12 protein-coding genes are annotated in these 12,349 nt (G+C 66.3%); 5 read left to right on the plus strand and 7 right to left on the minus strand.

Annotated features, from left to right (window positions below):
- Positions 1 to 181: 181 nt before the first annotated feature.
- The 6 genes from AB0I81_RS54015 to AB0I81_RS54040 form a co-directional block, all read right to left on the minus strand.
- Entirely contained in the window at positions 182 to 2,698 is a 2,517-nt protein-coding gene (locus AB0I81_RS54015) for a right-handed parallel beta-helix repeat-containing protein (protein WP_360676211.1), read from the minus strand.
- 733 nt (positions 2,699 to 3,431) lie between these two features.
- Entirely contained in the window at positions 3,432 to 3,872 is a 441-nt protein-coding gene (locus AB0I81_RS54020; protein ID WP_360676214.1) for a hypothetical protein, read from the minus strand.
- 83 nt (positions 3,873 to 3,955) lie between these two features.
- Entirely contained in the window at positions 3,956 to 4,435 is a 480-nt protein-coding gene (locus tag AB0I81_RS54025) for a hypothetical protein (protein ID WP_360676217.1), read from the minus strand.
- A gap of 199 nt (positions 4,436 to 4,634) precedes the next feature.
- Positions 4,635 to 5,081, minus strand: a complete 447-nt coding sequence (locus AB0I81_RS54030; protein WP_360676220.1) for a hypothetical protein — start codon at positions 5,079 to 5,081, stop codon at positions 4,635 to 4,637.
- Positions 5,082 to 5,240: 159 nt separating this feature from the next.
- Positions 5,241 to 5,609 (minus strand): hypothetical protein, encoded by a 369-nt coding sequence (locus AB0I81_RS54035; protein WP_360676223.1) that lies wholly within the window; start codon positions 5,607 to 5,609, stop codon positions 5,241 to 5,243.
- Between the two features lie 654 nt (positions 5,610 to 6,263).
- Positions 6,264 to 6,746 (minus strand): Lrp/AsnC family transcriptional regulator, encoded by a 483-nt coding sequence (locus tag AB0I81_RS54040; protein ID WP_360676226.1) that lies wholly within the window; start codon positions 6,744 to 6,746, stop codon positions 6,264 to 6,266.
- A gap of 34 nt (positions 6,747 to 6,780) precedes the next feature.
- On the opposite strand from AB0I81_RS54040, the gene AB0I81_RS54045 reads away from it, so the two are divergent.
- On the plus strand, positions 6,781 to 7,680 hold the full coding sequence (locus AB0I81_RS54045) for an EamA family transporter (protein WP_360676229.1): 900 nt from the start codon (positions 6,781 to 6,783) through the stop codon (positions 7,678 to 7,680).
- A 446-nt stretch (positions 7,681 to 8,126) separates the two neighbouring features.
- Here the strand turns inward: AB0I81_RS54045 and AB0I81_RS54050 are convergent, their stop codons facing one another.
- Entirely contained in the window at positions 8,127 to 8,741 is a 615-nt protein-coding gene (locus tag AB0I81_RS54050) for a TetR/AcrR family transcriptional regulator (protein ID WP_360676232.1), read from the minus strand.
- Between the two features lie 78 nt (positions 8,742 to 8,819).
- Between AB0I81_RS54050 and AB0I81_RS54055 the strand changes: the two genes are divergently transcribed.
- The 4 genes from AB0I81_RS54055 (at position 8,820) to AB0I81_RS54070 (ending at position 12,343) form a co-directional block, all read left to right on the plus strand.
- Positions 8,820 to 9,851, plus strand: a complete 1,032-nt coding sequence (locus AB0I81_RS54055) for a hypothetical protein (RefSeq protein WP_360676235.1) — start codon at positions 8,820 to 8,822, stop codon at positions 9,849 to 9,851.
- 315 nt (positions 9,852 to 10,166) lie between these two features.
- Complete coding sequence (locus tag AB0I81_RS54060; RefSeq protein ID WP_360676237.1) at positions 10,167 to 11,303, plus strand: hypothetical protein; 1,137 nt, start codon at positions 10,167 to 10,169, stop codon at positions 11,301 to 11,303.
- Between the two features lie 76 nt (positions 11,304 to 11,379).
- On the plus strand, positions 11,380 to 11,574 hold the full coding sequence (locus AB0I81_RS54065) for a hypothetical protein (RefSeq protein WP_360676240.1): 195 nt from the start codon (positions 11,380 to 11,382) through the stop codon (positions 11,572 to 11,574).
- A 244-nt stretch (positions 11,575 to 11,818) separates the two neighbouring features.
- Positions 11,819 to 12,343 carry a hypothetical protein gene (locus AB0I81_RS54070; RefSeq protein ID WP_360676243.1) on the plus strand — a complete coding sequence of 175 codons (525 nt, stop codon included), beginning with the start codon at positions 11,819 to 11,821 and terminating at the stop codon, positions 12,341 to 12,343.
- The last annotated feature ends 6 nt before the right edge of the window (positions 12,344 to 12,349 follow it).

The following is a 12,349-nucleotide window of genomic DNA, read 5'->3' on the forward strand; positions in this document are numbered from 1 at the left end:
CCGTACGAGCCCGGCCGTTGCCCATGGCACTACGAAACCGCGCCGACTCTTCTCGTCGCCGGCCGTGAGATTCCTTTCCGACTCGCGGGACCATCACGAGTTCGCATCCGATGCAATTGGCGGTGCTTCGAGCCTTGCAACGGTGGTTGGCGCTGAGATCGCTCTCAGCGCCAACCGCAGATCACGCGGCGTTGGTGATCCGCAGGTCGTCGAGGTACACGCTGTCATTCGCCGTGCCCGAGCCGCCGTAGAACTCAAGCTGCACGGTAGCCGTCCCGTCGGGGGCCGTGACGTTGCCGGTCGCCTGCTGCCAGCTGGCGGTCAACCCGGTCAGAGGCACCAGATCGGTCCGCAACAGCGCTTGGCCGGCGTCGAACCACTTCATTCGGAGGGTCACCCCCGTGATGGCGCCGGCTCCCTGCCGCCCCCAGTAACTGATGCGCTTGCCACCGGCCTCGGCGGTAAAGCCCGGCCAGTTGGACAGTGCGATCCCCCAGCCCGAACCGCTGGTAACCGTGACACACAGGCTGCCGGTTCCGGAGTGGGCCTCTTGGGTGGACACGGCCACGTCGGCGGAGTACCAGGGCTTCCAATTCCCCACCGTCGGCCCCTCCCCGGCGGTGTCAGCGTCCACGAGGTTGGGTCCATCCGGGGGCGGAGTGTCGGACGGGGGGCCGACCGTGAAGTCGTCCAGGTAGAGGAAGTCGCCCGTGCTCCCGGCGCCGTGCAACGTTATCGAGGCCGTCGCGGTCCCGGCCGGCGCGTCGACGAGTTCGGACGCCTCCTGCCAGGTGGCGGTGAGTACGGGAAGCCTGACGTCATTGGTCTGAAGGATCGCCCCGGCGCGGTCCAGCCAATTGATTCTCATGAACGGTTGGAGATTCGTACCCGATCCGAGCTTGCCCCACAGGCCGATCTTCTTGGGGCCCGGAGTCGTCCGGAAGCCCGGCCAGTTGCTGGTTCCTACTCCCCACCCGGACCCACTGGTCACGTCGACCCGGAGACCATACTTTCCGCCGTGGGCCGCGTCGGTGGAAAGCGTGGCCTTCTCCGAGTACCAGTCCTGCCATTTGCCCATCGACGTCCACAACCTGGAGGTGTCCTCGTCCAGGTCGCTGTACCCGATCGGCGCTCCGCCCGCGTCACCGTCGAAGGTGCTGCCGGCGTCCTGATTGAACGGCGCGGCCCGCCACGAGTTGAAGGAGACCGTGTCGCCGTACCCCTTCGCGAACCGCCAGTCGCCGTGGTACTGGTTATCGCGGAACTTGTTGTTGTTCTTATACATGACGTCGTTCAGCACGCCGGCGGCGGTGTAGGGCGACCACGGAATGTCGTCGATGCCGGCAGCGATCAGCGCCTGCGCGCCGCAGAAAGGGCCGGCGCACGGCACGACGGTCTTGTCGAAGCGGAACTCGTTGTTCCGAACCTCGATGTTCTTCGCGTGCCAGCGGCAATCGGTCAGGTACGGCTCGTTCTTGATGCTGGTGTAGCAGGGGTGGCTGCTGTTGATCGGGTTGGTGTGGGTCTTGTCGTACGGCTCCGGAATGTGCGTTGGCTTGACCAGCGGCGTGCAGTACCCCGAGCTGGTGTTGCCGTTGGAGTTGCAGAAGCGGTCGGCGTTCTCGAAAATCGACACGCCGGAGAAGTTGTCCTTGATCAGGTTGTCGTAGATTCGGATGGCGGCGGCGCCGCTCACCGTGCTGGCCAGGCGGGAGTCGCCGCCGGACTCCGACAGGTAAATGGCCGGACCGGGCGAGCCCTGGTTACGCTGTCCGCTCACCCACGCGTTGCGGGTGATGGTGTTGTTGCGCATCGTGGCGTTGTAGCTGATCTCGTACCAGATGCCTTCACCGTCGTTGTGGTCGATGAAGTTGCCCTCGAAGAGGAAGTCGATGTTGTTGGTGTCCGCCCACAGGCCCGGACCCTTGTTGTCGTGCACGTAGTTGTCGGTGATCCGTGCGCCGTTGACGTCCCAGAACTTGCCGCCGCCGGTGCAACCGCATCCCTTGACCCGGCTCTCCCAGTCGTCGGTGTTGTTGCCGACGATCTCGTTGTGGTCGAGGACGAGGTTCTTCTGGGACGAGTCGTTCTCCACCTGCGGACGGTAACCGCCGAAGCCGGCCTGCCCGTTGTCCTTCAGGCAGTTGTACGACACGACGTTGTTGCTGCCGATGTAGATGCCGGCGCCATCGTTGTTGGAAATGGTGTTGTACGAGATCGTCCAGTTCGGGGCGGTGTCGTGGTTGACGACCCCTTCATTGAAGTTGCGGTTGTCGAGGGGGTCATCGAGGCCGAAGTTCTTGATGGTCAGGTACTTGATGGTCACATTCGGAACGTCGCCGACGAATGCGTACTTGTTGAGCCTGCGGCCGTCCATGATCGCGCCAGGCCCGCCAATGAAGGTGGTGTTCGCAACCACATTGATGTGGCCGTATCTGTCGGTGCCGAACGTGTGCACTCCAGGCGCGAACCAGTACGTCGCACCGGACTGGCCGAAGTTGAATTTCTCGTTGTCCCCGGCCGGAACCGTGATGGCCCCCGCAGGCGGAGTGGACGGCCCGGTTAAGACGTCGTCGTTGCCACAGATCACGGCCGGCGGTGAGGTCGGCCATGGCGGATCCGCCGCGGCAGCAGCGGCATGGCCGGGAGATAACATGATCGCACTCGCGACCGGCAGTGCCGTCAGCACCGCCAGCACGGTCCGAGCAGAGATTGGGCGTGCTTTCACATCTTGCCTTTCAAGCTTGGAGCCTCCACCTCAGGCATCGCTACGTTGCGGAGGGAGGGACCAGGACCATCGGTCTCTTCGTCGCCGAACGCGACTGTGGCCGCCAGAACGGATCGGCCGAGCAGCGACCGGCGAGGCGAGCGCAGCTCAACACGCTCCTTCCGGAAGCGGCCTGGAAGCAGAACAGATCTTGCAATCGGGCGCGAACTATACTCTCGGAAATTTGCTCGTGTCGATCAAAACGGATCGCCCCGCCACGCCCTCCGCGGTCAAGATCGGGACCCGGGACGACCCTGCACTCGCCAGTCGGTCAAAGCGCTGGTCGTTCGGGTGGCGCGGGAGAACCCGACCTGAAGGCATCGGAAATCCAAGGCCAGCTGGCCCGGCTGGGCTACAATATCGCGGCCTCCACAGTGTGGGAGATCCTGCGCGCCGCCAGCATTGATCCGGTGCCCCGCCGGGCCGACCTGGCGAAACCGTGCGCACGTCCTGGTCGCCCTGGCCGCGGCGATCGCGTGCGGCGCGCGGAGCCTGCTGGAAGCCGAACGGCTGCAAGCTCACCAGGCGGCGTTGTTCGGAGCAGCGCCCTCGGACTCCACCCCGCACCGCACCCTGGCCGGCCTGGACGAGGGGTTCCCCGAGTTTGATGGAGCCGCGTCCGCCCCGCACCGCTCAGTGTGGGACGGACGTGTTCGGCGGGTTGTCAGTCGCAGACGTTGCCCCACGCGTGGCTGGGACGCCAGGTCTTCTCGCCGGAGGACGCACCCTTCCAACTGAAAGTCGCCACCACGGCGTAGCTCTGCTTTGGAAGGCACGGGTCGACGGTGACGGTGGCGGCCGAGTCCTCGGTGTCATGCCAGCCGTCATTGTCCTTCGCGGAGCGCACTGTCACATAGTCACTTTTATTGATGCGCAGAAGCTTCACGTTGGTGACCTTGACTTGGTAGCTGCCGCCACCGGCGATATCGGTGATTTTCGCCCGCGCTCGGTAGGTGTCGGCGGCCTGGTCCCACCAGACGGTGGCGCAGCGCTTGACCTGGGTGCCGTAGCACTTCCAATCGCTTGCCGCGGATGCGGGCGACGGGGTGATGATGATAGATGCGCCAAGCGCCGCGGCGACCAACGCACTGGTGATGCGGAACATGTGACTCTTCTTTCTCTGGCCTCGCCCATAGACCTTTGGATCGTCGTGGGCTTCGGGCTTTGTCATTCGTGCAGAAACATTTGTCAGTAGCGCACCGCTTCAAAGGGCGGTTCGCGAGTTGATGTTTCTTTGATCGTTTGTCCTGTGCGAGGTGGGCTGGTCGAAGCAGGTTGCCCGGGGCTCCGGCATGGTTGAGCGAACAGTCCTGGCTCGGTCTCGGTGGGAATGCCGAGGCTGTTCAGGCGTTTGAGCTTGGCTCGGGTGTTCTCGGCGTTCTTTCGCACGAGGGGCCGGTCCAGGGCCATGCAGAGGTCCCGAACGCGCATGGACTGTCCGGTGTCCGCCAAGGTAATGAGGATTTGCTGATAGGCGGGGAAGCACGGGAGTCGGTTGCGGCGCGGGTGCCGGGTCAGGCTCCTCGGCTTACGGGTGATCTTCAGGTGCTCGATGTCCTGATCGAGGTCACGCAGGCAGGCGGTCAGTTCGTCGATCTCGGCCTGCGCCGGTGACCCGAGACCCGCGTCGGCCGCCGGCCGGGGATCTGATCCGGACCCACCTGCCACGTCACCTGGCTGGCATCAACTGGTGCCAACCAAACGGCCGCTCCCAGGTCGGGCCAGGCAGATCGTTTACGCCACAGCGGCGCCCACCAGCTGCCGGTGCCCTCATCCCAGCCCCGCACGCTGCGGTTCTCCCGACCCTCCAGCAAGACTCCGAACGGTCCTGGTACGCCGACCAGCTGAAAGCCTGAGCGTCAGCGGCTCAGGTGTACTGGTTGTCTCGGGGCGCGCTGAAGGCGAAAGACAGGATCCCGCCTGATCGGGTGTAGATGCACACCTCCAGGGAGACCTTCGATATGGGCTTGGTGCCGGTGCGGGTGATGTTTCCGAAGTTGGTGCCGTTGTCGCCGCAGCCGTTGGTGTCCGACTTCCAGGCGCTGTACCCGCTGGTTCCGTCGGTGTGCGTCCAGAAAATCCTGGCCTTCACCGGAAAGTTGTCGCCGGGACAGATGTCGCGCACCGTGAAGTTCCGAAAGACGACCTTCTTCCGGTTGACGAAGTCGACGGTCGTCCGGACGGACCCGGCGCCGCCGTCCGTGTAGTTCGCGCGGGCGGAGGACACCCCATCGCTCGCCTGCGCCGGGCTTGGCACCAGCAGCCCGCTCAATGCTGCGATTCCCAGCACGGCGCCCAGAATGCGCGTCTTCAACAGTCCTCCAGCAAGAGATGTCTCGGTTGGTTCGGTTGGCCTTGGGGCGTGAACTTCAGCCCCTCCGCGTGGCCTGCGCGGGGGGGAGATGTACGAGGTATCGCCTCGTGGCGGATCGAGATGAGAACGGCGATCGATGGTGCGGCTCCTGCTTGAGCGTCAGGTCCCGAAGGTGAACGTCCCGCGCAGGACGGTGTCTCGCCCGCTCCAGTAGCTCTCGTGAACGGCCCGGTAGGTGACGTCCTCGAAGGCGGTGAGCACCGCACAGGTGGCGCCGGGGTGCCGGATGTTGTCGTCTCTGATGACGATGGGCTGTCCGATCACACCTGGGCGGGTCAGGGTCACCTCCACCCAGGCTGTCCCTGTGGTGTCATCTGCCCGGACGCACAGCTCGTTGGCAGGGTCGGCGTAGCGGACGATCCCGTCTCCGACGTCCCGTTGAAAACTGGCCGCCAAGGCCGGTTGCGCGAGAATGACGCTCGCCACCGCGACAGCGACGCTGACGGTGACCGTTCTGAGCGGGTTCATCGTTCTTCCTTCTCTCGCATGGAGACCAGCCCTCCGGAGCTCCTGGTGTCAGGGGGTGGAATCCGGCCTCCGACGAGGTTTTCGTCATGCTCGAATCCCTGCTGACACGAGCGATCCCGGCGGCCCGTGGCTCACCAGAGTGATCGTTGCACGCGTCGGCAGCACCGTGGAATACGACGGGAATACGCCTGGCCACCCGGCCCGCGGGCTTGGGAACGGCACCGGGACCGGCGGACATTTGTTGGCACACCCTTCGGTGATTCCACCGTCATGAGCCGACTGGCCAGAGGCAGGACTCTCCCAGGGAAGTGACTCCTCAACAGCTTGCGGGATCCTCCGCGCCGGAGCCCGCCACTTCGTACCAGGTCGTCACGTGGCCTCCAGGGCCGGTCGGGGGACGCGCGTCCTGGTGCTGATGGGCGCTGGAGCATTCATGCCGGGCATTTTGTCGAATAAGGGAAACTGTCCATAATTTTCCGGCGGACGGCGTCCGGCGCTCCGCCCGCCGCTGAGGCCACCGCGACCGCGTCGGCGCCCATCGTGTTCGCGGGCAGTTCCTTCCTGCCCGGCCGAGCAGGGGGCCCGGTCGCGGCCCCTGGAGCCGGTCCCGCCCGTCGGCGAACCGCAGGATCGCGCCGAAAGGCCCGAAGACTCTCACTCCAGCGGCAGGGGGCGGCGCGGCACGGGCGCAGTGTGGATGAGCGACGTGGTCGTGTGACCGTAGGGGGTGAACAGGTCGAGGATCGGTTCGAGTTCGTCGACTGCCCGCAGGTGCATCGTGAAGTAGAAGCAGTCGTCGCCAGTCATTCTGTAGCATTCGACGATCTGCGGAACTTCCTGGGCGATCTTGGAAATGCGTTGGAGTTCCCGGATCGCCGGGCGGATTCGCACCATCACTGTAACCGGAAAGCCCAGGGCCCGCGGGTCGACCTCGGCGCGATAGCCGGTGATCACTCCGCCCTCCTCCAGCCGCTGCACCCTGTCGGCCACCGCAGGGGCCGACAGGGCGACCCGGCGGCCCAGTTCGGCGAAGCTCACTCTGGCATCGACCTGCAACTCGGCGAGTATACGAAGGTCGAGGGCGTCGATTGCCTTTGGTTCGTACGTCCGCTCGGGTCTGATCCTTCGATTCGCCATTCTCCTAAATTACGAGTTGTCCGACGATAGCGACATGCCGCCCACCAGCCCTCGCGCCGTCCTGTCCGCGACGCCTCCATGGACCTACTTCGTCGGGAGCGCCGTCTTCCACTACCTCGGCCCGGCCTTCGCCGTGCTTCTGTTCACCAGACTCGCCCCGCTCGGGGTCGCGGCGCTGAGGATCTGGAGCGCCGCACTGGTCTTCGCGCTCTGGCGCCGCCCCTGGCGAACCCTCATCCGGCTCGACGCCGCAGGGCGGCGAACGATCATCGCCTGGGGCGCGGTGCTCGCGGCCATGAACGTCTGTTTCTACCTGGCCATCGCCCGCGTGCCCTTGGGGACCGTCGCCGCGATCGAGTTTCTGCCGGTCATCTTGCTGGCCGCACTCGGTGTCCGTACGGCGCGTAACCTCGTGGCGCTCGTGGCAGCCGTCGGCGGTGTCTACCTGCTCACCGGCATCCGGCTGCCCGGGGAGCCATGGGGGTTGGTGTTCGCCTTCGCCAACGCAGTGCTGTTCGCCGCCTACATCGTGCTGGCCCACCGTACGGCTCGGCGTCTGCGCGGCATCAGCGGCATCGACGGGCTGGCCGCCGCCATGCTCATCGCTTGCGTGTTCGTCGCGCCGGCGGCCGTCGGGCAGGCCGCCCCCGCGTTGATCGACCCCGTCACACTCGCCGCAGGGATCGGGGTGGGGATCTGTTCGTCTGTGATCCCGTACGTGTGCGATCAACTCGCTATGGCACGCATGGCTCGATCTACCTACGCGTTGCTGGTGGCGCTGCTTCCGGCCGCGGCAACGGTGATCGGCATCGTGGTACTCCGGCAACTCCCCTCACTCACCGAGTTAGCCGGAGTCGGGCTCGTGGTGCTCTCAGTCGCGCTCCATCGAGAAACCTCCAGCCGCGGTGAAGACCACGCTCTCACAGGAAGGTAAGACCAGATGCGATACATGAAGCTGGGCTCGTCGGGACTGCGGGTCTCCCGGATCTGCCTGGGCATGATGACCTACGGCGATCCAGATTCCTGGGAGTGAGCAAGGTGGGTCATCTGAACGACGCGAACGCGGCGGTGGATGTGCCCCTGAGCGAAGAGGAGACGGCCCGGCTGGAGGCCCCTTACCGGCCACACCAGATCATCGGGCACTCTTGAGGTGGGCGATGGCGTGGTGCAGTCTCCGGCGGTGAGTTCGGTGCGTACCACGGGGGCCGCGATGGCTTGGCGATCGCCGCTCAACTTCAGCTGGGGCACGTACTCGGCCACAAGCCGCGAAGCTAAACGATCAATCGCAAATTACCGGCAGTACCCCCAACCCGAGACTGAGGTGCCCGGCAGATTCCGGACAGTCGGCCGCGCGAGAAGTCGATCTTCCTGAAAGCGGGTTCAACCGGTCCTGGCAACACCCGCGCCCGCCTGGGCTCCGGCGTCGATGCCGCCGACCGTCAGATCGGTCAGCGCCGCGATGGCCTCGGCGGCGGTGGCCCGCCCCCGGTTCAGCTCCGCGGCGAACGCCTCTGCCGCGCCCAGCGTACCGACGCAGCGCAGCCGGAGGGCTTCCTGCGTGAGCCCGGAGTAAGGCCGCAGGGCGGTGGCCATCAGGTCCGTGTAGCCGTCGAGCAGTTCGCGCTCGATCGCCTCCATCTCCTGGTTCCCCTTGAGCGCGGCCGAGATGGCGGTCCACTCGGGCATGTCGGTGGCGCAGGCGAAGTAGGCGGTGCTCAGGACGCGGGCGATCTCGCGGGGGTCGGCGGGGGCGTCGCGCAGGGCCTCCTCCGAGGCGGCCCGGTGCCGCTCGTCGAGCCTGCGGTAGAGCGCGATCAGCAGGCCGGGGCGGGTGCCGAAGTGGTCGTAGACGATCGGCCTGCTCACTCCTGCGGCCTCCGCCAGGCTGAGCAGCGTGAGGCTGTCGGTGCCGTGGGCGCGCACGATCGCCATGGCGGTGTCGAGCAGTTGCTCCCGCCTGGCCGGCTTGGACAGGCGCGTCGATCCCGTGGTCATCGTCCTCCCTTGCGTCGCCTTCCAGCTTAAGCTACAAAATGTAAGTTACAGAATGTAGGTTAGCGAAAGGGCATCATCGTGGAGCACTCCGTACTGATCATGGGTGGATCCGGCCAGGCGGGCGCGAGCACCGCAGCCATGCTGCGCCAATGGCACCCGGAGCTGCCGCTGACGATCGCGGGCCGCGATCTCGGCCGCGCCCGGCAGGTGGCCGACGACCTCGGTGGCGCAACAGCCGCGACCATCGACCTGCGGCGAGCCGACCTCGGCCGCCAGCCGACCGACGGCCACTCGGCGGTCGTGGCAATGGTGCGGGACAGCCACCTGAACGGACTGCGCTACGCACAAGACCGCGGCCTGCCGTACGTCAGCATCTCCAGCGGCCTGGTCGACATCGGCCCCGAGGTCGTCGCCGCCGGCCTGCGAGCCGGCGCGGCGCCGATCCTGCTGGCCAGCCACTGGTACGCGGGCCTCGTCGTCCTCGCGGTACTCGGCCTCGCCAGGAAGTTCGACCGGCTCGACACCATCGAGGTCAGCGGCGTGCTCGACGAACAGGACAGCGGCGGGCCCGCGGCCACGGCGGACATGGCACGCCTGCTGGCCACCACCTCGGCGGGGCACGTCCGCCGCGACGGCGCCTTCGACTGGGTCAGCGGCCCCGACGCACAGGTGGAGGTCACCAGCGTCGACGGCGCCGTGCTGCCCGGCCAGATCGTCCCCATCCTCGACGTGCCGAGCCTGGCCGTCGCGACGGGCGCACCCAACGTCCGCTTCGCGTTCGCGATCGGCGAATCGGCGGGCAGACGGCGCGGCGGGCCCGCGTCCACGGAAATCAAGATCGACCTCGCAGGCGTGGACCGCGCCGGCGCACCACTCAGGACCAGCCGCTACCTCCTCCACCCCGAGGGCCAGCGCCCCCTGACGGCGCTCGGCGTGGCCCTCGGCGTCGAGCGACTGCTCGGCCTGCGCGGCGAGCCCGTGCCGCCCGGCCTCCACGTCCCCGAGGCGCTGATCGACCCCGGCTACGCGACCGAGCGGATGACGGAGATCGGCGCCATCTTCACCGACTCCCGAATCACAGACGGCCGTGCACCCGTGAGACGACCTTGATTCATGATGGCGCCGTCAGGCACAGGTCGCCGGACCGAGCTGCAGCGCGCGATCGGATACGTGCGGCCGGGCTCAAAGCCCCGGCCGAGTCGTTCGTGCCCGCACACCACGAGGGCGTCGACTGGGGCGGGATCGCCATCGCCGCCGCGGTCCACCGGGTCGGATTTCTGGGGGCGCTGAAGGCGCGGACTTCCTTGTGATCATCGAGGTAGTCTCAACGCTCGGCCCACATGTTCCTCGATCTACCGGACGGGGAAGTCCTCGATTGTCCGTGGGCCAGTAACCGAACAAGCCCGGAGAAGAAACGGCACTGTCATGGACGTCATGAAGCGGGCCGCGGCCCTCAAAGGGCAGCTGGTCGACTTCGCCCTGTCGCCCCGGTTCGCCCGGGAGCTCAACGAGGCATTCGAGCAGAGCGACCCTGAAGGCCTCGCCGACGGCGAGGCAGCCGTGAGCATGGTCATCGATCACTTCGTCCTACAACGGCGGCTGGCCTCCGGCGACACGGTCATCGACCGCTTCCTGCGCGCTCACCCCCGCCTGAGCCCGCAGGAGCGGGAAATGATCCTCGGCTGGAGGGACGTGGTCGAAGGCATCTTCGAGGCCCAAGGGAAAGACGGGGACGCCGCGATCCTGTTCAGCCTCATCGACGAGCTCACCTACCGCGTCCGGTCCAACATGGGCAAGTCCGCCTTCCGCCCCATCAAAAAGGGCATGTTCCTCATCTGCCGCCTGGTACCGATCGGCGAGGACTGGCTGGTCAGCGCGAACATCAGCCTCTTCCCCGCCGACGCCCGCGACCAACTCCTCACTCAGGCGGCGGAGTTCGGCCTGCGCAACCCCAAGCTGGTCTTCCGCAACCCGGACAAGCTCGCCACCGCACGCCGGATGGTCGCCGAGCAGCGAGAAGTCTTCCGCGAACTGTACGGCGCCGAATACATCGTCGTCCGGGGAGAGGACGTGGCCCCGCGATACGACGCCTTCATGCGAGCTTGCATGGATCGGGTCCAGCCCGGCGACACTTCCCCTCTACCTGGCTTCACTTGTCCCGAAGAGATGCTGGACGCAGAATCGGTGGCCATCCACTTCGACCCGGAAACAGGCATCAGCTTCTACCTTGAGTTCGCCCTCCTACAGGAGCTCTTCGCCAACCCGAGCCTGATCAACCGACGCCGCTACCGCGACACCCTGACCTCCTACCTCCGCGGTGACGACATCTCCCCCGCCGCCATCAGGCTCCTGACCGAGCCCGACCCGCACAACGCCGGCGTCGTCTTCGGCAAGCTCCTCAAGAAGAAGAACTTCTCCTGGCCCGAGCACGGAGAGTCCCTGCTGCGCCAATACAAGGCCCGCTACTTCGACGAGCCCCAGTTGCCCACCACCGTCCCGGTCAGCGACACGATGGCCGCACATCTGCGCAATGGCCTACGCGAGGAGGCTTCGGAGATGTGATCTCTGCGCAAAGCCGCGAACCGCTGGCAGAGAAGTAATATTGCGGTCACCCGGCAAGACCTCCACCCTGATCCTGATGGGCGCCCGGGCGCAGTCCAATTTACTGTCAGCCCGGTCCCGCCACGCCCTGGCGGCCGCACGTCGACGCCTGGTCCGCGACCTTCGGCAGGCCCCGCGCTCTGGTGCGTTCCGCGTCATTTCCGAAGCCTCCGTCGAGCTCGACGATCAGGACCGGACCCACTATCTGACGGGCACCGCTGACACCACCTGACCTCTTGATTAAAAGCCATTGACATCGGGTTGCGTCTAGTGACAAAGCCGCCCGGCCCGGTGCCCCGGTTTCGTGAAAACTCACGAAGACTCCGACGCGCGGCTGCGCATACCTTCATCTGGCGACCGCCCGCATCGGGGCGGGACCACCCTTGACTCCGGAAAGGGCCGGCCCGATGACAAGTCGCTCCCGGATACGCGCACTGGTGACTGTCGGCGCCCTCGCGGGGGCGAGCTTGCGGAGCGTGGTCGGCGGCGTGTCGCCGGCGAAGGCGGCGGAGATACCCGCCGGCATCTACTTCATCGCCACGCCGAGCGCTTCCTGCAGCTGCGTGGGATCTGTACGGGCGGCACAGCCGGACTTGTATCCATGCGACAACGGCGACCAGCGACAGCAGTGGGAGTTCACCCCGTCGCCGAGCCAGGACGACCCGGCGAGCTTTCGGCAGGTCCGCAACGTCAACGACAACATGTGCCCGGACGCGCGTGACAGCGGCGGCAGGGTCACCGGTGACATCCATCTCCGGGACCGCAACGGGAGCGCCAACCAGGCGTGGGACCTCACGGGGGGCGATCTCGGGCAGGGCGTCGTCTGCGTATGGAAAAGGGACGACTGCGACATGAAGCTGGAACACGATCCTCCCTGGCCCACCCCGATCCTCATCTTCCTGGCGGACAAGTTTTCGCACCCCGGCGGCTGGGACATCTGGCTGAAGAAGGCGACGACCAATCCGCCGAACTGTCAGATCGACCCCCGATCGTGCGCATGATGACGT

Origin of the sequence: Nonomuraea sp. NPDC050404 (genome assembly GCF_040655495.1) — a bacterium.
Classification (GTDB): domain Bacteria; phylum Actinomycetota; class Actinomycetes; order Streptosporangiales; family Streptosporangiaceae; genus Nonomuraea.